This window comes from Streptomyces sp. NPDC085481, from assembly GCF_044541845.1.
Taxonomy (GTDB): Bacteria; Actinomycetota; Actinomycetes; order Streptomycetales; family Streptomycetaceae; genus Streptomyces.
On sequence record NZ_JBITTJ010000008.1, the window covers coordinates 221989 to 246983 of the forward strand.

Consider the following 24995-nt stretch of genomic DNA (forward strand, 5'->3'; position numbering starts at 1 on the left):
GCCCGGGCTTCCATTCAGCCCGGGAGCCAAGGACCCACCTGATCACCGGCCGCCTCGGAGGCGATACCGCTCCCGCTCGGAAACACCGCTCACACCGATCGGAACCGCCTGATGACGGACACCCTCAGCGCACCGCACACCCTGGCCCCCCAGACGGAGCCCGTGCCGCAGAATCTCAAGCGTTCCATCGGGGTGGTGGGCGGCACGCTGCTGACGTTGTCGTGCGTGACCCCTGCCTCGACCCTCTTCGTGGTCGTACCGGACCTGTTCGGGGGAGTGGGCACCTTCGCCGCGCTGACCATCGCCATCGGCTCGCTGCTCTGCGTCGGAGTGGCGTTCTGTTACTCCGAGCTGGGCACCCTGATCCCGAGCGCGGGGGGCGAGTACGCCATCGTCTCCACCCTCGCGGGCCGCCTGGCGGGCTGGCTGGTCTTCGTCCTGTCCCTGCTGGTCGTGATGATCGTGCCACCGGTGATCGCCATGGGAACAGCCGACTACCTCGCACCCCTGGTGCACGTACCGGCCCCGCTCGCCGGCGCCGGCGTCATGCTCCTCGCGACCCTCGCGGGTCTCCTCGACCTGCGTGCCAACGCCTGGATCACCGGCGTCTTCCTCGTCCTCGAGGTGGTCGCGGCGGGCATCGTCGCGGTCCTCGGCTTCGCCCACTCCCAGCGCGGCGTCGGCGCGCTCGTCCACGGCCAGGTCGCGGCCGGGGGCGGCACGCACTCGCTCGTCACCGGCGCCATGGTCGTCTCCGGCCTCGCCATCGCCCTCTTCGTCACCCAGGGCTTCTCCACGGCCGTCTACCTCTCCGAAGAGCTGGAGAACCCGCGCCGGAACGTGGCCCGCACCGTGCTCGCCACCCTGGCCATCTCCACCGCCGTCATCCTGGTGCCGGTCGTGGCCATCACCCTCGGCGCCGGCGACCTCGAGACGCTGACCGGCGGCGACATCAGCGGCATGATCGCCGCCTGGTCCAACTCCGCCGTCGGCACGTTCATCAGCCTCTGTGTCGCGCTCGCCATCGTCAACGCCGGCATCGTGATGGTCATCCAGAACTCCCGCGTGCTCTTCGCCTCCGGCCGGGACAAGGCGTGGCCGGAGCCCGTGAACAACGCCCTGTCCCGGCTGGGCCGCTTCGGCTCCCCGTGGGTGGCCACCCTGGTCGTGGGCGTGCCCGGCGCGGCCCTGTGCTTCGTCGACCTCGACACCCTCTACGGCGTCACCGGCGTCTCCGTCACCGGCATGTACCTGCTGGTCGCGGTGGCGGCGCTGTTCAGCCGGAAGGGCGTGCACCGCGAGGTCGCCGCGTGGCGCATGCCGCTGTGGCCGGCCGTCCCGCTGCTGCTCATCGGCGTCCTGGCGTACGTCCTGTGGATGCAGGACAACGAGTACCTGCTGTGGACCGGCGGCATCACGGCCGCGGCCACCCTCTACTGGGGCTTGTACCTGCGGCCGCGCCGGGACTCCCGCTGGCTCGTCAGCATCCCCGAGGCCGATCAGGTCTGATCACGACGGCGTCCGACCGCCGTCGTGTAGCGCGCGTCCGGGTGCTTGCCGGTTACTCCGGGCGGGTTGCGGTGACCAGCCAGGCGGTGCTGCGCAGGCGCAGCGTGCCGGGCTGCTCGTGGGGACGCAGGGTGTCGGTGAGGGTCCGGCGGGCGCGGTCCTGGAGTTCCTGGCCGACCCGGCTGGTCAGGTGGCGACCGGGGCCGGAGTCGAGCAGGAAGGCCGCCGCGTCGTCGGCGCCCTGCCCCCATGTCCCCAGCGCCTCCACGCGTGCCGTGTCGATGTGCTCGAATCCGGCGGCGGACAGCACTGCGCTGGTGCGGTCCGGGTCGGCCAGGGAGAACATTCCCGGGCTTCCCGGCGCGCCGAAGTCCCCCATGGGCAGGATGTCGCGCAGTGCCGCGATGGCCTGGAGCCACTCGTTGCGTCCGGCCTCCGCGCCACAGACGAACGCCATGCGGCCACCGGGGCGCAGGGCGCGTCCGATGTTGGCGAAGGCGGCGACGGGGTCGGCGAAGAACATGACTCCGAAGCGGCTGATCGCGACGTCGAAGGCGCCTGGTGCGAAGGTGTGGACCTGGGCGTCACCCTGCTCGAAGGTCGCGTTGCCGATGTCCTCGCGCCGTGCGGACTCGCGGGCGCGCGCCAGCATCGGAGCGGACAGGTCCAGCCCCAGGGCCCGGCCGCTGCCGGCCCGGCCCGCCGGCGACCTCGGGACCTGACGACACCGCGCCCGCCCCCTCACCCCGCGGCTGCCGGCACGACCGCGATCCCGGTCAGGCGCTTGAAGTTGCCACCGGAGGCGAGCACCTGCTGCTCCCCGGTCGTGGGGTTCACACGGAACAGGGTGCCCACGCCGTTCATCGCCTCGTTGTCGGTGATCAGCAGACTGCCGTCGGCCTCGATCGCCAGCGCCTGAGGGGCGACGAATCCACCACCGGAAGCCACGGTGGTCTGGGTCCCGCTGACCGGATCCACCTTGATCACTCCACCCCCGAAGCCGGCGAAGGCGTTGGCATCGGCGATCAGGATGCTGCCCTCGCCGTCCACCGCCACCCCGATCGGGCTGCGCAGCTCACCGCCCGAGGTCACCGTCGTACGTGCCCCGGTGACCGGGTCGACCCGGACCACGCGGGCCGACAGGTCCGCGCCGCCCGCCATGGCCTGCTCGACGACGAGAATCGTGCCGTCGTGAGCCGTGCACAGCTTGACGGGTCGCGGCGGAGGATCGCCTTCGCCTTCGCCCAGCGACAGGACGGTCTGGTCGCCCGTGACGGGATCGACGCGGATCACGGCGCCGGAGCCGGCGGCGAACGTGTCGACCACCAGGATGCGGCCGTCGGCCTCGACGGCCACCCCTCCCGGCGCGGTGAACTTCCCGCCGGAGGACACCTCGGTCTGGCTTCCGGTCCCCGCCGGCAGCCGCAGCAGCACACCGGTCCCGGGGAACAGCCGGTCCTTGCTGACCAGGACGCTGCCATCGGCCTCGAGGGCGATCCCGGTCGCCCCTTGCAGGTCGCCGGCCATGGCGAGCGTCCCCCGCTCACCGGTCGCCGGGTCGACGCGGAACACCGCGCCGGCGCAGCCGAAGGCCTGCGAGTCGCAGAGCAGGATCGTGCCGGCAGGGAGACGTTCCAGTACGGCCATGGCAGCTCCTCGGAAGTAGGGACGGCGCTGCCACTCAACCCCAACACCCGGCGCCGTCAGGTGGACCGACACTCGCCAGGCCGCTTCCCCGGCCGGTGAACCGCCCGTTCGCGTGGCGGGCCGGGTGATGGCATCTCCGTCGAATCGGCCGAGGAGCGACCGCCTCCACGAAGGGGAACCCGAGGCACCTTCGCGGCAGTGGCGCAGGCCTGTCGGCGGTGACGTGCCCCCTCCTAGGAAAGCCGCCCCTCCACCGGGTCGCCCAGCAGGACCTGCGCCCACCTGGCCGGAGCTCCCTCCTGGGCGTCCACGCACAGGTAGAGGCGGCAGGTCGCGTCGGCATCGGCGTGGGTGAGGAGCTGCCCGAGCGATCCCACCGCGGGCAGCTGCGGAGCGGAGTCCGCGAAGCGGGCCTCGTCCAGATGGGGCACGAGCTCGATCTGGGCGGCCTTCCCCGAGGCGAACACGCCACCAACTCCCGCACCGGACTGCGCGCTGAGGCCGGCGTCGTTCTCGCTCTGCGCCAGGATTCCGGGGCCGTCCTTGCTCATCCCGACGACACCCCCACCGGTCGCCTTCGCCACTCCGAGGACGCCTTCGCCGAAGAGGGTCTCACCCCGTACTCCGGTCTCCGTGCCCCGGCCCCGCACTCCGACCGAGGACCCGTGACCGGCCACGCCGATCTCCCCGAAACCGGCCACTCCGGGGGAGTGCGCGTTCGCCTCCCCGACGCCAAGTACCCCCGCGCGCGTCTCCCGCTCCTTGGCCACGTCCCGGTGAGCCGGCCTGGCGTACCCGGCGACCCCGGTCACCCCCAGACCGACCACGCCGGCGCTGTCCTCGGAGGTCGTCTCGGCCATCGCGTCCATGTCTTCCATAGCGGGTCTCTTTCCTGGTTCCCGGGGCCGGTGGAACTGCCCCACCCACGCTACGAGCGGGCCCCGGACCACGCCCACCAGGGCTGCTCCAAGCGGCCGAGAGCCGTCAGCCGCTCCGCTCGGTCAGGTGGCCGGGGGAAGCGGGTGACCGGCCCACCTGGGCGAGGACGAGCACGGTGTCGTCGCTCGGTACGTCCGGCAGCAGGCTCGCGAGGATGGTGTCCGCCGACTCCTCCAGGGTTCCCGTGACGGCGGCCAGCCGGGCGCGGAGCGCTTGCACGCCTTCGTCGATGTCCTTGTCGCGCGACTCGACGAGACCGTCGGTGTACAGGGCGAGCAGGTCGCCCTCCTGGAGTGCGATCTCGGTCGTGCCGAAGGGGAGGCCGCCGACACCGAGGGGAACGCCCAACACCTCGTCCACGACTCGCACCGTGCCGTCCGGATGGCGTACGAGGGGCGGGGGATGACCGGCGTTCGCGATGAGCGCGCGGCCCGCCGCGGGGTCGTACCGGATGTAGAGGCAGGTAGCCAGCTCGATGCCCGCTTCCTGGGCGCAGAAGTCGAGCCCGGCCATGAGGTCCTGGGGATCGAGGTTCTGGCGGGCGAGCGCCTTGGCGGTGATGCGCAGCCGGCCCATCGCCGCGGCGGCCGGTACGCCGTGTCCCATCACGTCACCGACCACGAGGGCCACTCGTCCGCCGGGCAGGTCGATCACGTCGTACCAGTCGCCGCCCACTTCCGTGATGTGGCTGCCGGGGAGGTAACGGTGCGCGATGCGCAGCGAGGGGATCGTTGCCAGAGCGGTGGGGAGCAGGGCCCGCTGGAGGGTGAGCGCGATGTCCTTGACACGGCTGTAGAGGCGCGCGTTGTCCAGGCACAGGGCGGCGCGGGAGGCGAGTTCCGCGGCCAGGCTGAGATCCTGCTCGGTGAAGACCGGCCGGGCGGGCGAGCGGCCGAACATGGCGATTCCCTGGACCGTGCCCCGGGCGATGAGGGGTGCGATGAGAAGGCAGGTCAGCCCGCTTTCGATCAGCAGTCGGGCGCGGTCCTGGTGGATGACGGTCCGGGTCATGAAGTCGTCGTTGACAGGGACGCAGACGGGGCGGCCGGTGCTCAAGGCCATGTGGATGGTGGAGTCCGGCGGGTACGTGACGTTCGTCAGCCCGCCCACCAGCTCTGCCGCCGGAGGGGGCAGAGTGGTGCCGGAGGCGATCCGGCGCGTGGTGAGCGGGCTCTCGGGGACGAAGACCTCCGGCTCGTCCATCCACTCGACCACTTCCACGACGGACGCGTCGCAGAACTCCGGCACGACCGTGTCCACCAGCTCGCTCGCGGTCACCTGCACATCGAGCGTGGTGCCGATACGGGACGCCGCCCGGTGGAGCAGGTCGAGCCGCTGCCGGCCGGCCGCCGCCTCGACCAGGGCCTGCTCGCGATCGGTCACGTCCACGACGAGTCCGCCGACCCCCGCCGGCGTACCGACGGCCTGGCTCAGCGGGAAGAAGCTCACGGAGCGGGCCTGGTCGCGATCCGGGTGTCCGGGCGTACGGAGCGTGACCAGCGCGCTGATCACGGGGCGGCCCTCGTCGGCTACGGCCCGCAGCATGCGCTCGTACGCGCCGTCGTCGGACGTGATCATGATCTCGCCCATGCCGCGCCCGATGTGGTCCTCGATCGGGACCCCGTCCATTTCGGCGAGCGCCTGGTTGAGGTGGACGTACCGCAGATCCTCATCCAGCATGACGAGGCCGATCGGACAGGTCTCGAAGAGCGCGTCGAGGAACGCCAGGTTGGTCTTCACGCGGTCGAGCTCGTCGCCCCTGCTCGCCAGGGCGACGATCACGGAACGGCCCTCGATGCCCTTGACCGGAAAGACCCGGAAACCGCAGTCGAACACCGTGCCGTCACGATGCCGCGCCGGCATCCTCACCCGCCAGTAGCCCAGCGCCAGGCCCCGCTCCACGAGCTGCTCGGCGCCGCCGGTCCCGCCGGGTGCGGGGCGGGGAAAGAGGGCGGCGGCCGGCCGGCCGAGCGCGTCGGCGGCCTCGTAGCCGAAGAGGGCCCGGGCGCCGGGGCCCCAGTAGCGGATCAGCCCTTCCTGGTCCATGCCCAGCACGGCCACGGCCACGTGCTCGAGCAGGGTTCCCGGCTCCGACCAGAGCGGACCGGGAGCCGGCTCGTCCCCCGGCCGATTCGATCGCACCAGGCCCCCTTCACGCGCGTACGCCGACGCCGACACGACAGGTGACTCTTCAAGGCAATTCTGCCCGGCATTCTCTCTTCGGACATCACGGCGACCCCGCGGCGCAGTCGCCCGCCCCGCCACTCGGCCTGCGGCGTACCCCTCCGGTGGTGAGCCGGCTGACGGCGCGGACGACCGGCCGCCGACAGGCCGCCGACCGGCCGGGTGGCGGCGGGGGAGGCCATGGCCCGGTTCAGGGGCGACCTGCCCCTCGTTTCTCCCTCCGCGTCCGAGGCCGATGACAGACCAGGGTGCGGATGCCGGACAACCAGGCTCTAGCTCTGCGGGACGTCCCTGACGAACACGATGCCGTCGCTGTCAGCCAGGTGGGCCGGGTCGAACGGGGCGTAGCCGAACCAGGGGGACACGCGGGGCGCGGGGCGCGTGTCGCCGAGGGCGGCGGCCAGGCGCGGGGCGTCGATGACGCAGCGGTCCTCCGGGAGCGCGTACAGGAGCCCTTCGATCGTGTCCGATGACGGAGTGTCCACCCCCTTGTGCCGGATCGTGCCGAGGGCCGTGGCCACGAAGGCGTACTCCTCGCCGAGGCGGGCGCTCACCAGTGCACCGGCGCTCCACCACTCCAACGGCATCCCGCCCATCCGCATCGCGCTCTTCTCCCGCTGGAGATGGGAGTTGTGGGCATGGACAAGCGCAGGGCCCCGTTCGGCGACGGCGAGGAGGTTCTCAGCCATCATCTGGTCCCGCACCGCCACCAGCCGCGCCATACGGGCGGTTGAGGTGTCGGCCATCGAGGCGTGGTAGCGCAGCAGACCGAGGGCGGTACGGCCGTACAGGCGCGCCCGGTCCCGGTCTGCCCGCGAAGTGGCGGCGATCAGGTGCGGCGTCTGCGTGTCGAGCAACGCCACGAGATCGTCGGCGAGCAGCCGCAGTTCCCTGGCCTCGGACGACTGCCCCACGGACTGGGCCGGGTCCATCATGGCGGCGGGATTGGTCCACCGGTCGTCGGCGCCGAGCAGGCGGTCGAGCGCTTCCGCGGTGCAGGGAAGCAGGTCGGCGTCCACGCGGGCCGAGAGATAGCCGTGGAGTGCGGTGAGGGCCTGCCGGGGGCTGGCGGCGCCGGTCATCTCCAGCGGGCCGTCGATCCCGGCGAAGCGGACCCGATCGGACGCCGGCCGGCCGTCGTTGTAGGCACGCATCCAGCGCACCAGCTCGCGGTTGGCGGCGGACGCGCCCCAACCGTGGCTGAATCCACGCTCCATGACGTCGTCGAGGGTGCCCGCGCCCGAGGCGACGTAGTCGTCCACGACCAGGCCCGTCATGCAGTCGCTCTCGATCGCGACCGTCCGGTAGCCCTCCCGCTCGACGAGCTGCCGGAACAGTTCGTTGCGTACGTCGAGCAGAGCGTCCTCGCCGTGGGTGGGCTCACCCAGGGCGAGCAGCCGCGGCCGGACCGGGAGCAGCCGCATGACGGCGGCGGAGTCGACGGGATGGGCGGTGTGCCTGATGTCGGTATCCATGCCTTCAACGCTATCGTTGAAGGTTCGGTTGAAACTTTCCCGCGATATCAGCAGGATTTCTGGGCTGAACCCTCAAACCAGAGACGACGCTCGACTGCGCGGTTCGCGGGAGTCAGGAGGCCGTCGGGCTGGAGACCGCGGTGTCGACGGAGGCGTACGTCACGCCGTGGTCGGCCAGGACCTCCGCGACGACCCCGCCCGTGGTGGTGAGCGCTTCTTGTGGACGGCCTGGCGGCTGACCCCTAGTTCGGTCGCGATCTCCTGCCACGACCACCCCTGGTTGCGCGCACTGCGCACCTGGACGGCTTCCAGTTGTTCGACAGTCGGCTCGGCGCGGAGACGGCCCGCAGCCCGACCCGGGGGTCGCGGCCCCTCCGCTTCGCCCCGATCGCTCCCGATTCCTCCTAGGCTGGGCCTGTACCGGCGAACGACCGTGGGGAAGTGGGTCCGACCGTGCAGCCGACCGAAGTCGCCGAGGTCCTGAACCGGCCGCTCAGCCGGGAGCTCCTGGCCCGGGACCTGACCCGCCTGGCCTACGTCGCGAAGGACGGCACGCCCCGGGTCGTCCCGATCGGCTTCTTCTGGAACGGTTCGGAAGCCGTGATGTGCACCCCCCCGAACGCCCCGAAGGTCCAGGCCCTGCGCCGCAACCCGGCGGTCGCCCTGACGATCGACACCGAGGTGCACCCGCCGCAGATCCTCCTCCTCAGAGGTCGGGCGGAGCTGGATTTCGTCGAGGGCATCCCGGACGAGTTCCTCCAGAGCAGCGGCACGTACGAGATGACGCCCGAGCAGCGTGTGGAGTGGGAAGCGGGCGTCCGCGCGCTCTACGACGGCATGGTCCGGGTCGTCGTGGCCCCGACGTGGGCGAAGCTGATCGATTTCGAGACCACCCTGCCGAGCGCGGTCGAGGAACTGATGCGGCAGCGGGACGAACGGGAACGGTCCTGATCGAGGACGCCGAGGTCGCTGCTTGACCCGAACGGGCGTTTCGGTGCGGGGGACCGGTGCCGAAGTCGCCGTTGCGGGTAGGGCGGCGCGCATGAGCGGAATGGAACTCAGCAGTACCGCGTTCGACGACAACACGGTGATCCCCCTTCGGTACAGCGGGGAGGGAGAGAACATCTCACCGCCCCTGACCTGGTCCGGGGTGCCCCAGGCGGCCACCGAGCTCGTGCTCGTGTGCGAGGACCCGGACGCGCCGGGGACGACCTTCCTGCACTGGCTGGTGACCGGCATCGATCCGGGGACCAGCGGGGTGGCGGAGGGCCAGAAGCCCCAGGGCGGCCTCCCGTGGCCCAACGGCTTCGGGCGGGTGGGCTGGGGAGGCCCGATGCCTCCCCCGGGGCACGGGCCGCACCGCTACTTCTTCCGCCTGTACGCCCTGTCCGCGCCACTGCCGCTTCACGGCCATCCGGGCGCCGACGACGTACACCGTGCCCTGAAGGGCCGGGACCTGGCCTCGGCCACCCTGCTCGGGACCTATCAGCGCTGACGCGTCACCGCGTCACCGCCGCCCGTCCCGCCGCCCGTTCAGGTCTCCGGCTGGCCACCCGGCGCGTGCGCTTCCCCGTCGGCCGCCGAAGGCTCCGCCGCGAGGAAGCCGGCCACGGCGAAGGCGAAGAGCAGGGCGAGGGCGAGGCCGACGACGACCCAACCGGTCGGGTGGTCCCACAGGACGTACACGACGACGGCCACCGCGACCAGGATCCAGGTGATCCACGTGCGGTGGCGGCGGACGAACGGGCCGACCGGCCCCGTCCGCAGACCGGCCCGGTCCGCCGCGGTGCGCGTGGCGGTGATGCCGTCGTTCCAGATGCGTCGGGTGACGACGGCGGGGCGGCTCGGGCCGTTGACCCAGGCGGCGAAGGCGAGCACCAGGCCGAGCACGACGACCATGCGGATCGTGGTGCGCAGGAAGCGGATCAGCGCGTCGTACACGGACCCGGCCGCGGCCTGGGAGACGGTGTCGGGCAGGGCGTTGAGGTAGACCGTGCGGAAGACGGTCAGGGCGATGCCGAGGACCAGGGCCGCGAAGGCCACGCCGATCGCCGCGGCGACCAGGGTCCGGCGGCGGTGGACGGAGAGCAGGATGCCGGCGGCGACCAGGAGGACGGCGAGGACCGGCAGCCACACTCCCATGATCTGCAGCAGCCGGAAGCCGGTCTTGACCTTGCCGATGTCCTTCGACTGGACGACCGTGAAGTCGGTGTGGATCTCCGGGATCTTGCCGGCGACACTCAGCCCGGCGTCGACGAGCCGTTGCTTGACCCGGTCGATGACGGGAGCGAGATCGATCGTCACGGTGTCGTTCTTGATCTGTACGGCACCCTCGCCACTGCCGGTCAGTGCCCGCACGACCGAGGTGTGGATCGCGCGGTTGGCGTCGGTCCAGACCGTCTCGAAGGCGTCCGAGGCCACGACCTCCTGCGTCTTGTCCTGGACGAAGCTGCGGACCGCGCCCTCCAGCGAATCGCCGAGCCGCCCCAGGGCCTTGGCGAGGCGAGGGCGCTCGTCAGGGGCGACTCCCTCGAGGAGAGCGTTCAGATCGATGTGTTCCATGACCGCGCCCGTGACGCGGTTGGCGACGGCCGCCTGGACGTCCTCGTCGGAGGCGAGCGGGGCGACCGTGGACACGTATCGGTCGGTGTCGCCGACGATGTCGGAGGTCCACGCCGACACGATGCCCAGCGGGACGAGCAGACAACCGATCACGATCAGTACGGCGGCCAGGAACGAGCGGCCGCGATGACGGGGAGTCGGTCGGGCCTTCTCCTTCTCCGCCTCCAGCGCGGCGATACGGGCACGGAGTGCGGCCAGTTCGTTCGGCTGTTCGTCGTCCGGCACGGGCACCTCCTCAGGGTGGATCCAGGTAAACCCGCCCGCGCGAGTCGGGCCACAGGAGGCGGAGCAAACGGGTGGATAGCCGGCGGCGCGTGCCCGCCGTGGCCGCCCGGACCGTCCGGCGCCCGACTCGCAAGCAGAGGCGTAGGACCTGATACTGCTCGAAGCGGCTGGTGGCCGGCGTACCCCCACGTGGCCGAGGCACCTCGTGGACGGGACAGCAGCCCAGGCCGCGGATCTGGCCCGCTTCGAGGAGGCCGGATGGCGCGGGAGACACGATGGCGGCGGCTGCGCAGGGCGGCGGAGGAGCGCTTGCCGGTCCTGTCCGAACTCGCGAACCGGTTGCTGTCCGGCAACCTGCTGGACGCGGGGACCCGCCTGGCCGCACAGGCCTTCCTGGCCGCGGTGCCGCTCCTCTTCGCCATCGGCGCGTTCGCCCCGCAGGCCGTGCGTGACCAGCTCCGGGACTCCCTGCGCGCCATGTTCGGCCTGAGTGGTCGCTCCGACGTCGAGCTGCAGCAGGTCCTGGACGGCTCCGCCGACGCGGAGCTGAGGGAGACCACCGGCGGGGTCAGTCTGGTCATCGCGTTGGTGTCGGCCACCAGCTTCAGCCGGGTCATGGCCCGGGTCTGTGAGCGCGCCTGGGCCCTGCCCAAGGCCAAGACGCGGATCGCGGCCTGGCGTTGGCTGGTGTGGCTGATGGCGCTGATCCTTGTGGTCTTCCTGCAGGGCCCGTTGCGCGACGGCTTCGGCGCGGGGCTGTGGCTCGGCGTGCCGGTCTTCTTCCTCGTGAGCGTGGGCACCTGGATGTGGACGCAGCACCTGTTGCTGGCCAACCGCGTCGCCTGGCTGCCCCTGCTTCCCGGCGCGATCCTGGCGGCCGCGGCCACGAGCGCCCTCGCGCTGACGGCGCGCCTGTACATGCCCGCCGCGCTCAACAGGGCGCTGGGGGAGTACGGATCCCTGGGTCTCGTGCTCACCATGCTTTCCTGGCTGATCGTCGTGTGCGCGGCAGTCACGTTCGCGTTCACCATCGGCGCGGTCCTGGTGGACGAGCCGCCCCTGAGCCACTACCTGCGACCGGAGGACGACCGGCCGGGTGGCGATGCCGCGCCGGATGACGGGCCGGGCGGCACGGACGCGCCGGACGCGCCGGACCACGCGTCGGGCGGCACGGACGCACCCGGTTCGGCGGGGGAGGCCCGGTGAGATCCCGGCCCGTTCACGAGGGATCACCGCTGGGTAGAGACCCGAGGGGCGGGTGATGTCAGGGGGGATGTCTCGTGATGTTCGGGTATTCGGACGACTGGTGGGCGGTGCTGTTCGTCCCGGTGGTGTTCTGGGTGCCGCTCGGGCCCTTCCTCATGGGTGCCATGGGGGTGTGGTGCGCCCGCCGACCGGGCTGGAGGCCGAGGCTCTGGTCCATGGCCCTGCCGGCCCTGCCGGTGGGGGTCTCCGGGAGCGTCCTGACGGCCGGCCTGATCCGACTGCAAGAGGAGACCTGGCAGGAGGACCTGCTGGGCTATCTCGTCTTCTACGTGCTGGGCATCACGGTGCTGCCCTGGCTGCTCGGCTACGGCACGGTACGCACGGCGCGCGCCCTGCGGTCCCGCCGGCCGGAGGCCGAGGAGCCGCCGGCGTGATCCTGAGGGTCTCCGGACGGGTGGGGCAGCGTCAGCGCCGTCGCCTGCGCGAGCGGCGGATCCACATCCCGGCGGCGGCCCCGGCGAGCGCGGCGACTGCGAGCACGGCCGCCGTGAGTCCGGCGGCCTCGTGATCCGTGTCGCCGTCCCTGACCGTGTCGCCGCCCGTACCCGTGTCCGAGTCCTTGCGCGCGTCCTTCGGTCCGCTGGCCGCGGAGGGGAAACCGGCGCCCGTGGACGTCTTGGGCGCCGGGGTCGGTGTCGGGACGGCGGCCGTCCTGCCCGGTACGGACGAAGCGGTGGCCGACGGTGCCGTGGTGACCGTCAGCTGTCGCTCGCCGTGTCCCAGTCCAGGGAAGCCGGCGTCCACGGTGATCTTCCAGGTTCCGGCCGGGAGAGCCTCGGCCGTGGTGTAACCGGTGGGTCCGCTACCGCGGACCAGCTTCCAGGGACCGGCGGTGCGGCTCCCGTCCGTACTGACGGCGCTGACCACGGCCGCGACCTTCTCCTCCACCGGGTCCCCGTCGTTCTCCCAGGTGACCTCGGTGAGGACGTGACCGTCCCGGTGGCCGGTGACGATGACGTGCAGGGTGTCGCCGTGGGCGGCGGCCGGCACCGGCAGGGCGAGGCCGAGGGCGAGTGCCCCGGTGAGTGCTGTGGTGAGGACGAGTCCGTGGCGGGTGGTCGTGTGCATCGTGGTGCTCCCGTATGGCGGTGTGGGGGAGGGTGGGGCGGGCCGCCCGGTGACGGCCCGCCCGAGGTGTTGTGCGGCCCGTGGCAGGCGCGGCCGATCCGGTCGGCCGCGCCAGGGTTCACTGGGCCTTGCGGACCGTCCAGGTCTGGGCCGGGCGCCCGTCCAGGCGCTGGAGGTCGAGCAGCCAGGTTCCGTAGTACGGGCGGTTGCTGACGGTCAGGGCGAAGGCTCCGTTCCGGTCGGTGACCGTGGCCGTGCCGTTCGCGAGGTTCATCCGCCACTGCTGGGCCGTGGAGCCGGCCGTACAGGGCTGCTGGGCGACCCACATGCCGGCGGCGGGTGCGCTGCCGGGCTGCAGGCACTTGCCCGAGGCGGCGGAGCGGATGCGGACCAGTCCGTTGCCCGCGTCGTCGAAGTACCACTGCTGCTGCTCGTAGCCGTTGCTCTGCCCGCCGACCAGGACCGTGCCGTCGGCCGAACGGCCGCCCCACAGCTGGGCGTTCAGACCGGTGCTGCCGTTGGAGAGCAGGTAGCGGGTGTTCGGCGCCGTGGTGCCGCCCGCCCCCGTGGTGCGGAAGCCCGTCGCACGACCCGGCCCGCTGTCCCGGCCCTGCGCGTCGCGCACGGACACGGCGACGGTGTGCGCGGTGCCCGGGCGCAGGTTGTAGATGCGCAGCGCCGTGCCCTGGACCCAGGTCAGGTGCCTGCCGTCGAAGATCACCTGGTACCAGGTGGCTCCGTCCACCCGCGGCCAGCTCGCCACGACGGAGTCCGCCTGGATCTGGCCGACCGTCACGTCAGGACCGGCGCCGGGCCGCGGCGTCGTCGGAGTCGGCGTCGGGGTGGGGGTCGGCGTGGCCGTCGGGGTGGGCGTCGGGTCCGGACCCGGGTCCGTGCCGCCGCCCTTGGCACGCATCAGGAACTGGTTGTCGGCGATGTTCCAGTGCGTGGCCAGGTAGCTGCCCGGCCGGGGGTTGGTGTGGAAGTAGTCGTCGTGGTTGCAGTCCAGGATGTTCTCGGAGGCGCGATTCGTGCAGACGTCGCGCATCCGCGGGTAGTACGGGCTGTCCGAGTAGCACATCACGTCCCACTCGTCCGTACAGTGCGCGCCCCGGCTGGTGTTGGGCGCGCTGTTGTTGACCGCGCCCAGGTTGTGGCCGAGTTCGTGGGCAGCGGTGTGCCCGCCCCAGCAGCCGCTGTCCGTGCGGCCGTACGAGGGGCCGAAGTTGCTCTGGTTGGACTGGCCGGGGCGCTCGTCCCCGGCGAAGGTGCCGATGCCGCAGTAGACCTGGGTGTCGGCGAAGATCATGTACTTGCGGTCGCGTCGGTCCAGGCCCTTGGCGGCGAGCGCGCGGTTGGTGGCGCTGAACTCGGCCAGGGCCGAGTCCGTCAGTTCGATGTCGAGGACCGTGGGCGTGCAGTCGGCGGCCGTCACGTACCGGATGTAGCGGGTGCCGCCGGTCTCCTGGGCGCTGGCCGAGTAGATGAGGTCGGCGTCGGCGGCCCACTTCCGGAAGGAGGCGAGGTATTCGGAGTAGCGGTCGCGTCCGGGGCCGTGGGCGTAGACGACCTGGACCCGGTTGCCGGTGTTCCCGTCGCCGTCGCACTGGACGCTCTGGCCGGCGGGTCCGGCTGCGGCCGTGGGGCCGGTGGCACCCGGGGTGCCGGCCGTGCCGGTGGCGGCGTTGGCGGACCGGGTGGGTCCGGGAGCGGCGGCCGCGGCGGTGCGGGCGGCCTGCGCGTCGACGGCGGGCGTGTCCTGTGCGGGCGCCTCGCCCTTGCGGGGCGCGGCTCCCCGGTCGGTCGGCTTGGCCGGATCCGCTGCCGGCGCCACGGTCTTGACCGCGGGCGGGGTGTCCTTCTTGATGTCGACGCCCTTGGGCGGGGCGTCGGGGCCGTGGGTGCACTGGCCGGTGACGGTCGAGTAGACGCCCGCGCAGCGGTCCCCCTCGGGGGCGATCCTGAGCCCGTCGTACACCATGCCGCGGGCCGGTTCGTTGGCCGGCTTCTTCTCGATCGGCTCCGGCTCCTCGTCCCTGGCCGGTGCGGAGGCCGGGACGGCGATGTCGGTCACGGGGGCGTCGAGGCGGGCGAGCGGCGTTCCGGCGGAGTCCGCGCGCCCGGCCTGGTAGGCGATCCCCCCGGCGACGACCGCCGCCATCGCCATGGCGGCGGTGACGCCTATGAACCCTCGGCGCGGCCGCGGTTGGCGCGGCTGACGCTCCTTCGGTTTGCGATGTCTGGACATGCACACCTCAATTCTTTGGTCAGAAGACTGGGTGCGCGGAAGCTTGTCAGACCCGCCCGGTGGAGAATTCGGACAAAGGGGAGCCCGCCCTGAGAATCCATTCCGTTACCTGGGTGGTCGTTTCTGATGATGAGTCAATTCTCTTTAAAGAAAGGCGAGTTGGGCGTCGTGATGGAGCTTGGTCCAGGCCATTTCATCGATCCTGTTATGCAATCGAAATAATCCCGGGACGGTTATTGACGCGAATTCAGTAAAGCGTTCATCTATTTCTCACGTGGAGAATTCCTCCGGTCACCACCCGTGAGCAGCCGGGTCGGGCGCTTCACCCGGCTGCCCCGGCCAGCTGCGCCGCGACGTGCTCCAGCAGCATCTCCAGGACCGCCGGATAGGCGCTGTGGGGCATGCGCCGGGCCAGCAGGGGAGCCGTCGCGGCGATGTTCGGATGCGACGCGGCGGGCAGCCGTGCGTAGGTGGACTGCCACATGGCCTCGTCCTCCGTCCGCGCCTCGTCCGTCAGCGCGAGCGAGCCCGCGTCCAGCGCGGCGAAGGCGAGGCTCTGGTCGATGAACGCGTGGTACGCGTGGACCGCCGCGGCATCGGACAGGCCGGCCCTGCGCAGGATGCCGAGGATCGTCTCGTCCACCGCGATCTCGCGCGGCCGGCCGGTGACCCGGCTGGCGGTGAGCACGGCCGCCTGCGGGTGGGCCAGGTAGGAGGCGTGGACGGCCAGTCCGAGCGCCCGCAGATCGACGCGCCAGTCCCCGGTGGCCGCCCAGCTGTCGAGCGCCCGGCCCATGAGCTCGTCACCGATGGCCCGGGTCAGTTCGTCCATCCCGGCGAAGTACCGGTAGAGGGTGCTGGGATCGGCTCCCAGCGCCGTCCCCAGGCGGCGGACGGTGAGCCCGGCGCTGCCGTGTTCCCGCAGGACGCGCAAGGCGGCCCGCACGATGATCTGCTCCGACAGCACCGTGCCGCTGCGCGTGGGACGCCGCCTCCGACGTGCCGCCTCCGGCACCACCTTCTTGGCCATGTCGCGTACACCCTCCGCACTCCGGCCGCCGGCCCACCGGGCAACACGCGGACGCTCTTATGCCAACGTCATTGACCTTAACCTGCCCCATCGCCTTGCATCAGTCCTGACCGGAGGCACCCGTCTCCCCGATGGAAGGTGTTCGACGTGCGCGTACTTCTCATGGGCGCCGGCGGTGTCGGAACCGCCGTCACCCGGATCGCGGCCCGCAGGGAGTTCCTCACCCACATGGTGGTCGCCGACTACGACCTCGGCCGTGCCGAGGCGGCCGTCGCGGCGGTGGGAAAGGAGGACGGGCAGGACGGTCGGTTCAGCGCGGTGCGACTCGATGCCTCGGACCAGGAGGCGGTACGGCGGGTCCTCACCGAGCAGTCCTGCGACGTGCTGCTCAACGCGACCGACCCCCGCTTCGTGATGCCCCTGTTCCAGGCGGCGCTGGAGGCCGGCACGCATTACCTGGACATGGCGATGTCCCTGTCGGCGCCGCACACCGCCCGGCCGTACGAGGAATGCGGCGTGAAACTCGGCGACGAACAGTTCGCCCTGGCCCGGCGCTGGGAGCAGGCCGACAGGATGGCCCTGGTCGGCATGGGCGTCGAACCCGGCCTCTCCGACGTCTTCGCCCGGTACGCGGCCGACGAGCTCTTCGACGAGATCGAGGAGATCGGCGTCCGCGACGGCGCCGACCTGACCGTCGAGGGCTATGACTTCGCCCCCTCGTTCAGCATCTGGACGACCATCGAGGAATGCCTCAACCCGCCCGTGGTGTACGAGAAGGACCGCGGCTGGTTCACCACGGCTCCCTTCAGCGAGCCGGAGGTCTTCGACTTCCCCGGGGGCATCGGCCCGGTGGAGTGCGTCAACGTCGAACACGAAGAGGTGCTGCTGATCCCGCGCTGGGTGGACGCACGGCGCGTCACGTTCAAGTACGGGCTCGGCGAGGACTTCATCGCCCGCCTGAAGACGCTCCACGAGCTCGGTCTCGACTCCACGGCCAAGGTCACGGTGCCGGGCGAGGACGGGCCCGTGCGCGTCTCCCCGCGCGACGTCGTCGCGGCCTGCCTGCCCGACCCGGCCACCCTCGGCGACAGGATGACCGGGAAGACCTGCGCCGGCACGTGGGTGAAGGGCACCAAGGACGGCTCGCCGCGCGAGGTCTACCTCTACCACGTGGTCGACAACGAGTGGTCGATGCGCGAGTACGGCTCCCAGGCCGTCGTGTGGCAGACGGCCGTCAACCCGGTCGTCGCCCTGGAACTGCTGGCCACCGGCGCGTGGCAGGGCAGCGGCGTCCTCGGACCGGAGGCCCTGCCCCCGCGGCCCTTCCTCGACCTCCTGACCCGGTACGGGTCGCCGTGGGGCCTGCGCGACCAGGGCCGCCGGCAGCCGGATGCCGGCACCCCGTAGCGGGAAGACGCCGCCTGCCCGCGCCCTCGGCGCGCCGCCGCCGTCTACTTCTTCACGACGACGACGGCATTGCCCACCTTGCGTTCCGTGGAGGCGCTCGCGGTCCAGCTGTCCATGGGGTGGTTGTACAGGGTGTCGTTGGCGACGAGGGTGGTGTCGCCCCCGATGCCCAGGCTGAGCGCGTCCCTGGCGCCGAGCCACTTCATGACGTCGGCGGCTTCTCGGGCGGTGACGCCGACGCTGGTGTGGGGGTCACGCCCGTCGATGGTGACCAGGAGGAGTTCGCCGGCGGCCGTGACGCCTGCGAGGGTGCGGGGGTGGCGCTCGATGACGGCCGCGGTCGGCGTGCCGTAGGTGGGGTCGTGCATGCCGTTGGCCACCGTGTTGACCAGGACCTCGCCGTTGCGGACCAGGGCGGGGCCGCCGCCCGCGACCGCGGAAAGGGTCGGGCTGGTCACCGGCTTGCCCTGGGAGTCGGTGATGGTGGTGCCGGGTTTGAAGGACCGGCCGACGACGGCGTGGGCACGGAGCCAGTCCGCCCCGGCGCCGATGCCCTGCATGATCCTGCTGCCCGCGGGGATGGGTCCCCCGGCCGGACGTACCTCCTTGACGGTCCAGCTGCCGTCCATGACGACGTCGACGTTGTTGCCGGCTTCCGGTCGGGGCTGCGGGGTCGTCGTCCCCCACTCGGGCCGGAAGATCACGACCTCGTCGTCGTCGACGCACATGGCGCCCCGCCACGGCCTGGCCTCGGGGTCGGCGCCCTTGCCGTCACTGCGATGGTCGCCGCCGATTCCGCCACAGCCGCGGATCCGGCCGGGCACGCGGTCGATGCCGTCGATCGGGCGGACCTGGCCGTCGGGCGCGGTCACCTGGGTCCTGGAGGTGATCTCGTCGACGCGGACGCGGTCTCCCGCACCCTCCAGGAGCAGTGCGGTGCAGCCGTTGTTGGCCTCGCTGAGGAGGTTGTTGCCCTGGACGTACAGCCCCTCGGGATCGCCGTCGTAGTCCGAGAACTCCTTGTTGCTCGGCGAGTCGATGTCGAACTCGGACCCGTTGACCGCGACCAGGGCGCCGGCCGCCCTGGCCATGTCGCGGACCGTCTGCGTCGTGCTGACATCCTGTCCGTGTACGGCCCTGAAGGCGACGGCCGCGGTGGGATCCACCCTGACGACCTGCACCTGCCACGGCCCTGTGGTGGAGGAGCCGTCCTGGGCCGTATAGACCGTGCGGGCGGAGTAGTCGGAGGATTCCAGCCAGCCCTTCAACCGGTTCTCATGGGCCTGGTCGTCGGGGGCGAACTGCCCGACACGAACCATGTTCTCGGTCAGCGGGCCGCCGCTCCCCGTCATGACGGGCACCTGCCGGGAGTCGACGCGGCCCGCGAACCCCTTGGCGGCCAGGTCCTTGACCAAGGCGTCGGCGTACGTCCTGTTGCCGACCCGCCAGCTCGTGCCGCCCGGGCGCGGGATCTCCAACTCGACCGACCACAGGTCGGACGCCTGGCCCTGGCTGAACTTCTGGTACGTGATCCCGGGCGCCAGGGTCTGGACGGGTTCCGCGACGGTCCGCAGATCGGCGGGGCCCAGCGGCATGTGCGGTTCCGTGCCGCTCGAGTCCTCTGCCACAGCCGGTGCGCCGGGTGGCAGCACGACCAGTGAAGTCAGCGCGACGGCAGCCGCGAGGCCGCGACGGAGTCTGGACAAGACACTCCTCAGGTAGACGAACAACAGTTCGCCGGAACGGGCCAGGTCAGAGTACGAGGTGCCATGCGGTGAGCCAATTCAGGCCGGGGCGGCCTTGGTGTGCGCCCTCCGGGGCGCAACGAAGGCGGGCGTGCCCGCGGCCGCCGACCGGATTGCCGGAGCAACTGATCGGCGCGCACAAGCAGTTGACGAATGGTCTGGACCAACCTACGGTCTGGCTGGAGCGCGCCCATGCCCAGGAACACCCCCACGTCCCTAGGAGCACGCATGCCAGGTCACCGGATCGCCCGGATCCTTGGATCGAGTCTCGCCACCCTGCTGGCCGCCACCGCCCTCGCGGCCCCCTCCGCCGTGGCCACCACCTCCGCCTCGGCCACCGCCGCCGAGACCTGCGCCCTCAAGCCGAAGCCCGCCGGAAAGGTGCTCCAGGGCTACTGGGAGAACTGGGACGGCGCGGCCAACGGCGTCCATCCGCCGTTCGGCTGGGCCCCGATCGACGACGCGCGATTCGCGGCCCACGGCTACAACGTCGTCAACGCCGCCTTCCCGGTGATCCGTTCGGACGGAACGGTCCTGTGGGAGGACGGCATGGACAGCACCGTCCGCGTCGCCACCCCCGCCGAGATGTGCCGGGCCAAGGCGGCGGGGGCGACCATCCTGATGTCGATCGGCGGCGCCGCCGCGGGGATCGACCTGAGCTCCCGCGCCGTCGCCGACCGCTTCGTCGAGACCATCGTGCCGATCCTGAAGACGTACAACTTCGACGGCATCGACATCGACATCGAGACCGGCCTGGTCGGCAGCGGCAGCATCGGCACGCTCTCCACCTCGCAGGCCAACCTCGTGCACATCATCGACGGCGTCCTGGCCCGCATGCCCGCCGGCTTCGGTCTGACGATGGCGCCGGAGACGGCGTACGTCACCGGTGGCAGCGTGGCCTACGGCTCGATCTGGGGCGCGTACCTTCCGATCGTCAAGAAGTACGCGGACAACGGCCGCCTGTGGTGGCTCAACATGCAGTACTACAACGGCAGCATGTACGGATGCTCGGGGGACTCGTACTCCGCCGGCACCGTCGCCGGGTTCGTCGCGCAGACGGACTGCCTCAACCGGGGCCTGGTGATCCAGGGCACCACCATCCGGGTTCCGTACGACAAGCAGGTCCCCGGCCTCCCGGCCCAGCCGGGCGCGGGCGGCGGCTACATGGCGCCCTCGGCGGTGGCCCAGGCGTGGAACCACTACGGCGGCGCGCTCAAGGGCCTGATGACCTGGTCGGCGAACTGGGACGGCTCGAAGGGCTGGACCTTCGGCAACAACGTCAAAGCCCTCCAGGGTCGCTGACGCCCGCCGCCCCGCCTGGTGGTGCGGGACGGATCCCGCACCACCAGGCGTTTCCGCTGCCCGTTCCCGGGAGGATCGGCGCGGTGCGTGGTGCTCAGCCCTGGAGGGCGGTGAAGCACTCCACTTCGGTGGATTCGGTGACGAAGTCGACGGTCAGGACGTGACAGTGCCTGATCACGCTGGGGCCGCCGTCGTCGTCGTTGGCGTGTGCGGTGGCACCAGTGGTTGCGACGACGGATGCCGTCAGGACGGCTGCGGCGGCCAGGCGACAGAAGAGCTTCATCAGGGGCCTTCCAGGTGTGTCGTTGGTTGGGCGCCCACCATCGCGTGCGCAGGGCCTCCGCGTCCCGGAGCCGCGTCGGACGTCACCCGGGCGTGCGACCGAATGCGTCCGGTTGATCATCGACCGTCGGCCGAACCGGCGAGTCGGACCGTGCCGCTCAGGTGGGCGTCGGTCATCGCCGCGACGGTGCCGGGCCCCCGTCTCCCCAACGCCCCGACCGTGTGGCGCCAGTTGTCCAGGGCGAACCACGCCATCAGGCGGACTTGCCCGCCCGCGCGGGCGCCCGCCGCCACGGGTGGACCGCCGTCTCCCGGAACCCGTGTCGTACCGGACGCGCCTCTCGGTACGGCGAATCGGAGAACGGGGGTGGCGCGGTCAGTGGTGGCGACGCTCCGTCAGTACGCGTGTCCCACATGCGCGAGTGCCTGCTTGAGCAGCATGGCGTGGCCGCCAGGCATCTCGTTCTGCACGGCCGGTGAGGCCGCCTCCTGCGGGCTGAACCAGACCAGGTCCAGGGCGTCCTGGCGGGGACGGCAGTCGCCGGTCACCGGAACGACGTAGGCGAGGGACACCGCGTGCTGGCGCGGGTCGTGGTAGGCCGTGATGCCCGCCGTGGGGAAGTACTCGGCGACCGTGAAGGGCTGGAGGGAGGCGGGCACGCGGGGCAGGGCCACCGGGCCGAGGTCCTTCTCCAGGTGGCGCAGCAGCGCGTCGCGGACCCGCTCGTGGTGCAGGACCCGTCCGGACACCAGCGCACGGCTGATCGTTCCGTCCGAGCCGATCCGCAGGAGCAGCCCGATACTGGTGACTTCGCCGCTGTCGTCCACGCGTACGGGAACGGCCTCGACGTACAGGATCGGCATCCGGGCCCTGGCCGCTTCCAGCTCGTCCCTGGTCAGCCAACCGGGCGTGGTCTCCGTCATGTCAGACATCGCTTGATCATACTTTCCGGTGCGGGTCTCGGCCCAGGTTACGTGTCTGCCAGCCGGGTGGGAGTTCGAGCGGTGTCCTCCGGATCGCCCGGGGGTCGCGGGCCGGCCCGGCGAGGACCGGCCGGGGGTCTGAGATGGCATGACGACGCCGTGCGCAGGACGGGCAGTGATCCGCACGGACCTGGAGCCTGACGACCGCCGACGGGCACCCCATGGCCGGCAGCGCCGTCGCCACCGGACCGACCGCCCTTGCCCCGTGGGCAGTTCGGCCCCCCAGTGACGCCGCTCCCGCCGCCGTACCCGCCGGTGCCCGGTGCCTCCGCCCCCGGACCTCGTGAGGCGTCCGGCGTACGGACCTTCGTCTTCAGCCCCGCCGCAGGACCTCGTCGACGCGCCCGGACACCACCACACCGCCGTCCGGGGTGCGTCGCGCGAGGACGCCGGTGCGGAGGTAGCCGTCGGCGGTGAAGGCGCGTGCGTTGTGGTCGGGCGCGCGGTAGTAACCCCGCACGGTGTACGGACCGCGGGCCAGGAGCTCGCCGACCTCGCCGTCGGACACGACCGCCCTGCCGTCGGCGTCGACGATGCGGATCTCGTCGTCGGGCGAGAGCGGCAGGCCCTGTGTGGTGGGCACGGTGCCGTCCGGATCCTCGGGCCGGGTGAGCGTGAGCAGCCCCTCGGCCATGCCGAAGACCTGCTGCACGCGACAGCCCCGTGCGGGCCCCATCCGTTCGGCGATCTCGCGCTGCAAGGGCACGTCACCGCCGACCTGTACGAGACGCAGACTGCTCAGATCCGCCTGGACCGAGGCAAGGGTGTCGAGCCAGAGCCGGGCGGCGGCGGATACCACCGACGTGACGGTGACCCCCTCCCGTTCGATCACCCGGAGGCACTCGGCGGGCTCAGGGTCCTCGGTGAGGACGACGGTACCGCCGACGGAGAGCGTGCCGACGATGCCCGGGCAGCCCCAGGTGAAGTTCGACTCGGCGGGCAGGGCTGCGAGATACACGTCGTTCTCGGTCAGCGACACGAGTTCGGCGGCGGCGCGCGCCTGGTAGGCGTAGTCGTTGTGGGTACGCGGAACGAGCCGGGGATCCGTGGTGCCATCTCCGGCGAGCAGGAGGAACGCCACCTGGTCGGCGCTCAGCGCCAGGGCCGGCTCGGGCGGGGCGTCGACGGAGCCCAGCGAGAAGTAGAGGCAGCCCGACGGGTCGGTCGTGAAGCCGCCGTACGGGGACGATGCGCCGGGTGCCTCAAGGGTGAACACCCGCCGCAGGAAAGGCCCTTGGGTCGCGATGTCCGCGGCCATCGCCGTATGGTCGAAGCCCTCGCGCGTCGAGGGGCCGACGTACCCGACGGCTTGCGTGAACTGCACGAGCCGCGACACCTCGGGCGCGCGGCACGAGACCGCACAGAACACGGGCACCACGCCGGCGCGCATCAGTGCGAACACGGTGACGACGAACTCGGGAACGTTCGGGAGCTGGACGACGACCCGTTGCCCGGCCCGTATGCCGAGGAGCCGGAATCCGGCGGCCATGCGGTCCACGCGCCGGTTCAGGGCCGCGTACGTGATCCGGGTGTCGCCGTGCACGAGCGCGGTCCGCGACCCGTACTGCAGGGCCCAGGCGCGCAGCAGGTTGTCCAGCGTGTTGCCCCGCCAGTGCCCTGCCATCCAGTAGCGGTCGGCGAATTCCTCGGGCCAGGGCGTACAGCCGTCGAGCATGGATGTCATTCGCTTCTCTCTGCACCAGGTCCTGAACCGGAAGCCACCGTCGCGACGTGGCCACCCAATCCGCCAGGACCCGTATGGGCAATGCGTTTCCGAACCATGGGAGCCGGTTCTCATCGGCGGAAACTCCAATGAGCGCCTCGGACCAGCGGGAATGGCAGGGCGCGACGTAGCCCGTACGCGGTCGGCCGGGGGCGGGTCATCGTCGGGCTTGCTCGGGTTTCCCTCCCCAAACGGTGAGCATGCCGGCCGACAGTGCCGCGCATTCGTCGGAGGCCAGATACCGGATCGCCGCGTCGACGGCGGCGTCGTCGACCAGCCCGGTGGCGAGCATCGCCGCTCTGCTGCGCTCCCATGTGTCCGCCCAGAAGCGGCTGATGGGGCTGTCCGGCAGGAGTGGCGGTACGTGGATCTCGGCGGCGACGGGCTCGAGACCCGCCTCGCGCAGGAGGTGCGGGTACGACGGGACCCAGGAGACGTCGGTGCCGATGGTGGCCCGCAGGCCCTGCCACATCGCCCGCATCGCCGCCGAGTACGGCGTGTCGGGTGGTGTCCGGTCGCTCGTCAGGTCGACCGCGTCACTGAGTACGAGCACACCGCCGGGTGCGACGAGTTCGGCCAGCGCCCGGATCAGGCGGTCGCGCTCGGGCAGGTGCATCAGGACGAAGCGCGCGTGGACGAGCCGGAACCGGCCGGGGGCGAAGTCCGGGGCGGTGACGTCGGCCTCCAGGACGTCGAGCCCTGGCACGGGCCGCGCGCTGAGGAACCGTACGTCACGGTCCACGGCGAGCACGCTCGCCACCCCGGCCTCCTCCAGGAGCCGGCGGGAGACCGTGCCCGTGCCGGCGCCCACATCGAGGCAGCGCCAGCCCGGGCCGGCGCCGAGCGCCCGCAGCCGAGCCATGGTGATGTCGTCATAGGCGAGGGCGCCGAAGTCGATGCGCTCGCCCTCGCCCGCCTGTCCGGGACGGAAGACGGCCTCGCCGTATCGCCCACCGCCCCTCGCGTCCCCGCTCCCGGCGGAGGTCACGCCGCCGCCGGCGTCACACGGAGGGTCTCGCCGAGCCCGAGGAAGCGCGACGGCGGGTCGTCGGACGGTTTCATGGTCGGACCTCTTCGTGCGGTGGGCGGTGCCGGGCGGCCCGTCCCGAGGCCGCCGCCCCACCGATCCTCTACCGGTGGCCTCTCGCACGTGCGAGGCGCGCCGTGCCTGAGCCGATCGGCCCAGGGCCGCGCCCCGGTACTCGCTCCCTTGAACGCGTACAAAAAACCGAGGAACGCGCGCTCGAACCGCCGTAGACTCCGCCTGCCTGACGATCATCCCCGGGGGGAGCCGCATGAGACATCCAGTCGCCCACGCCCGCCTTCACGACCGACCGCC

The 24995-nt window shown here is 71.7% G+C and carries 21 protein-coding genes and 1 pseudogene; 7 read left to right on the forward strand and 15 right to left on the reverse strand.

All coding sequences use genetic code 11. From position 1 onward, the window contains the following. The first annotated feature begins 111 nt into the window (after positions 1-111). Positions 112-1509, forward strand: a complete 1398-nt coding sequence (locus tag ACIGEZ_RS19320) for an APC family permease (protein ID WP_399832556.1) — start codon at positions 112-114, stop codon at positions 1507-1509. Between the two features lie 52 nt (positions 1510-1561). Here the strand turns inward: ACIGEZ_RS19320 and ACIGEZ_RS19325 are convergent, their stop codons facing one another. The 6 genes and pseudogenes from ACIGEZ_RS19325 to ACIGEZ_RS19350 all read right to left on the reverse strand — a co-directional run bounded on the left by ACIGEZ_RS19325 (position 1562) and on the right by ACIGEZ_RS19350 (position 8143). Continuing rightward, entirely contained in the window at positions 1562-2254 is a 693-nt protein-coding gene (locus tag ACIGEZ_RS19325) for a class I SAM-dependent methyltransferase (protein ID WP_399832558.1), read from the reverse strand. After that, positions 2251-3156 (reverse strand): hypothetical protein, encoded by a 906-nt coding sequence (locus ACIGEZ_RS19330; protein ID WP_399832560.1) that lies wholly within the window; start codon positions 3154-3156, stop codon positions 2251-2253. Before ACIGEZ_RS19330 ends, ACIGEZ_RS19325 begins: the two co-directional genes overlap by 4 nt. Positions 3157-3389: 233 nt before the next feature. Further along, on the reverse strand, positions 3390-4034 hold the full coding sequence (locus ACIGEZ_RS19335) for a PE-PGRS family protein (RefSeq protein WP_399832562.1): 645 nt from the start codon (positions 4032-4034) through the stop codon (positions 3390-3392). A gap of 106 nt (positions 4035-4140) precedes the next feature. Continuing rightward, entirely contained in the window at positions 4141-6237 is a 2097-nt protein-coding gene (locus ACIGEZ_RS19340; protein WP_399832564.1) for a SpoIIE family protein phosphatase, read from the reverse strand. 314 nt (positions 6238-6551) lie between these two features. Then, positions 6552-7754: an erythromycin esterase family protein gene (locus ACIGEZ_RS19345; protein WP_399832566.1), complete on the reverse strand. Its 1203-nt coding sequence runs from the start codon at positions 7752-7754 to the stop codon at positions 6552-6554. Positions 7755-7913: 159 nt separating this feature from the next. Then, positions 7914-8143 (reverse strand): annotated as a pseudogene (locus ACIGEZ_RS19350) (helix-turn-helix domain-containing protein). 64 nt (positions 8144-8207) lie between these two features. On the opposite strand from ACIGEZ_RS19350, the gene ACIGEZ_RS19355 reads away from it, so the two are divergent. Both ACIGEZ_RS19355 and ACIGEZ_RS19360 read left to right on the forward strand, forming a co-directional pair. Next, positions 8208-8705 carry a pyridoxamine 5'-phosphate oxidase family protein gene (locus ACIGEZ_RS19355; protein ID WP_399832568.1) on the forward strand — a complete coding sequence of 166 codons (498 nt, stop codon included), beginning with the start codon at positions 8208-8210 and terminating at the stop codon, positions 8703-8705. Positions 8706-8796: 91 nt separating this feature from the next. Then, on the forward strand, positions 8797-9249 hold the full coding sequence (locus ACIGEZ_RS19360) for a YbhB/YbcL family Raf kinase inhibitor-like protein (protein ID WP_399832570.1): 453 nt from the start codon (positions 8797-8799) through the stop codon (positions 9247-9249). Between the two features lie 38 nt (positions 9250-9287). Here ACIGEZ_RS19360 and ACIGEZ_RS19365 read toward each other — a convergent pair whose 3' ends face one another. Continuing rightward, entirely contained in the window at positions 9288-10601 is a 1314-nt protein-coding gene (locus tag ACIGEZ_RS19365; RefSeq protein ID WP_399832572.1) for a hypothetical protein, read from the reverse strand. Between the two features lie 258 nt (positions 10602-10859). Here ACIGEZ_RS19365 and ACIGEZ_RS19370 point away from each other — a divergent pair, with 258 nt between their 5' ends. Both ACIGEZ_RS19370 and ACIGEZ_RS19375 read left to right on the forward strand, forming a co-directional pair. Next, entirely contained in the window at positions 10860-11807 is a 948-nt protein-coding gene (locus tag ACIGEZ_RS19370; RefSeq protein WP_399832574.1) for a YhjD/YihY/BrkB family envelope integrity protein, read from the forward strand. 77 nt (positions 11808-11884) lie between these two features. After that, positions 11885-12241, forward strand: a complete 357-nt coding sequence (locus ACIGEZ_RS19375) for a hypothetical protein (RefSeq protein WP_399832576.1) — start codon at positions 11885-11887, stop codon at positions 12239-12241. Between the two features lie 31 nt (positions 12242-12272). Here the strand turns inward: ACIGEZ_RS19375 and ACIGEZ_RS19380 are convergent, their stop codons facing one another. From ACIGEZ_RS19380 to ACIGEZ_RS19390, 3 genes are all read right to left on the reverse strand, one after another. After that, entirely contained in the window at positions 12273-12935 is a 663-nt protein-coding gene (locus ACIGEZ_RS19380) for a hypothetical protein (protein ID WP_399832578.1), read from the reverse strand. A gap of 118 nt (positions 12936-13053) precedes the next feature. Then, positions 13054-15183 carry an RICIN domain-containing protein gene (locus ACIGEZ_RS19385; protein WP_399832580.1) on the reverse strand — a complete coding sequence of 710 codons (2130 nt, stop codon included), beginning with the start codon at positions 15181-15183 and terminating at the stop codon, positions 13054-13056. A gap of 322 nt (positions 15184-15505) precedes the next feature. Next, positions 15506-16213 carry a TetR/AcrR family transcriptional regulator gene (locus ACIGEZ_RS19390; protein WP_399832582.1) on the reverse strand — a complete coding sequence of 236 codons (708 nt, stop codon included), beginning with the start codon at positions 16211-16213 and terminating at the stop codon, positions 15506-15508. A 147-nt stretch (positions 16214-16360) separates the two neighbouring features. Here ACIGEZ_RS19390 and ACIGEZ_RS19395 point away from each other — a divergent pair, with 147 nt between their 5' ends. Next, positions 16361-17620 (forward strand): saccharopine dehydrogenase family protein, encoded by a 1260-nt coding sequence (locus ACIGEZ_RS19395; RefSeq protein WP_399832584.1) that lies wholly within the window; start codon positions 16361-16363, stop codon positions 17618-17620. 44 nt (positions 17621-17664) lie between these two features. Here the strand turns inward: ACIGEZ_RS19395 and ACIGEZ_RS19400 are convergent, their stop codons facing one another. Continuing rightward, entirely contained in the window at positions 17665-19215 is a 1551-nt protein-coding gene (locus ACIGEZ_RS19400) for a phosphodiester glycosidase family protein (protein ID WP_399832586.1), read from the reverse strand. A gap of 378 nt (positions 19216-19593) precedes the next feature. Here ACIGEZ_RS19400 and ACIGEZ_RS19405 point away from each other — a divergent pair, with 378 nt between their 5' ends. Next, complete coding sequence (locus tag ACIGEZ_RS19405; protein WP_399832588.1) at positions 19594-20667, forward strand: chitinase; 1074 nt, start codon at positions 19594-19596, stop codon at positions 20665-20667. A gap of 94 nt (positions 20668-20761) precedes the next feature. Here the strand turns inward: ACIGEZ_RS19405 and ACIGEZ_RS19410 are convergent, their stop codons facing one another. From ACIGEZ_RS19410 to ACIGEZ_RS19425, 4 genes are all read right to left on the reverse strand, one after another. After that, positions 20762-20950, reverse strand: coding sequence for a hypothetical protein (locus ACIGEZ_RS19410; protein WP_399832590.1), 189 nt, complete (start codon positions 20948-20950; stop codon positions 20762-20764). A 395-nt stretch (positions 20951-21345) separates the two neighbouring features. Continuing rightward, positions 21346-21882 (reverse strand): NUDIX hydrolase family protein, encoded by a 537-nt coding sequence (locus ACIGEZ_RS19415; protein WP_399832592.1) that lies wholly within the window; start codon positions 21880-21882, stop codon positions 21346-21348. Positions 21883-22246: 364 nt separating this feature from the next. After that, positions 22247-23617, reverse strand: a complete 1371-nt coding sequence (locus ACIGEZ_RS19420) for a (2,3-dihydroxybenzoyl)adenylate synthase (protein WP_399832594.1) — start codon at positions 23615-23617, stop codon at positions 22247-22249. A gap of 196 nt (positions 23618-23813) precedes the next feature. Further along, positions 23814-24644, reverse strand: a complete 831-nt coding sequence (locus tag ACIGEZ_RS19425) for a class I SAM-dependent methyltransferase (protein WP_399832596.1) — start codon at positions 24642-24644, stop codon at positions 23814-23816. Between the last annotated feature and the right edge of the window lie 351 nt (positions 24645-24995).

What these genes read in the sequence shown, in the direction of transcription:
- ACIGEZ_RS19320 (WP_399832556.1), top strand. Translation starts at nt 112, where the DNA reads ATGACGGACACCCTCAGCGCACCGCACACCCTGGCCCCCCAGACGGAG.
- ACIGEZ_RS19330 (WP_399832560.1), bottom strand. Translation starts at nt 3,156, where the DNA reads ATGGCCGTACTGGAACGTCTCCCTGCCGGCACGATCCTGCTCTGCGAC.
- ACIGEZ_RS19335 (WP_399832562.1), bottom strand. Translation starts at nt 4,034, where the DNA reads ATGGAAGACATGGACGCGATGGCCGAGACGACCTCCGAGGACAGCGCC.
- ACIGEZ_RS19345 (WP_399832566.1), bottom strand. Translation starts at nt 7,754, where the DNA reads ATGGATACCGACATCAGGCACACCGCCCATCCCGTCGACTCCGCCGCC.
- ACIGEZ_RS19360 (WP_399832570.1), top strand. Translation starts at nt 8,797, where the DNA reads ATGAGCGGAATGGAACTCAGCAGTACCGCGTTCGACGACAACACGGTG.
- ACIGEZ_RS19370 (WP_399832574.1), top strand. Translation starts at nt 10,860, where the DNA reads ATGGCGCGGGAGACACGATGGCGGCGGCTGCGCAGGGCGGCGGAGGAG.
- ACIGEZ_RS19375 (WP_399832576.1), top strand. Translation starts at nt 11,885, where the DNA reads ATGTTCGGGTATTCGGACGACTGGTGGGCGGTGCTGTTCGTCCCGGTG.
- ACIGEZ_RS19380 (WP_399832578.1), bottom strand. Translation starts at nt 12,935, where the DNA reads ATGCACACGACCACCCGCCACGGACTCGTCCTCACCACAGCACTCACC.
- ACIGEZ_RS19385 (WP_399832580.1), bottom strand. Translation starts at nt 15,183, where the DNA reads ATGTCCAGACATCGCAAACCGAAGGAGCGTCAGCCGCGCCAACCGCGG.
- ACIGEZ_RS19390 (WP_399832582.1), bottom strand. Translation starts at nt 16,213, where the DNA reads ATGGCCAAGAAGGTGGTGCCGGAGGCGGCACGTCGGAGGCGGCGTCCC.
- ACIGEZ_RS19400 (WP_399832586.1), bottom strand. Translation starts at nt 19,215, where the DNA reads ATGCCGCTGGGCCCCGCCGATCTGCGGACCGTCGCGGAACCCGTCCAG.
- ACIGEZ_RS19405 (WP_399832588.1), top strand. Translation starts at nt 19,594, where the DNA reads ATGCCAGGTCACCGGATCGCCCGGATCCTTGGATCGAGTCTCGCCACC.
- ACIGEZ_RS19410 (WP_399832590.1), bottom strand. Translation starts at nt 20,950, where the DNA reads ATGAAGCTCTTCTGTCGCCTGGCCGCCGCAGCCGTCCTGACGGCATCC.
- ACIGEZ_RS19415 (WP_399832592.1), bottom strand. Translation starts at nt 21,882, where the DNA reads ATGTCTGACATGACGGAGACCACGCCCGGTTGGCTGACCAGGGACGAG.
- ACIGEZ_RS19420 (WP_399832594.1), bottom strand. Translation starts at nt 23,617, where the DNA reads ATGACATCCATGCTCGACGGCTGTACGCCCTGGCCCGAGGAATTCGCC.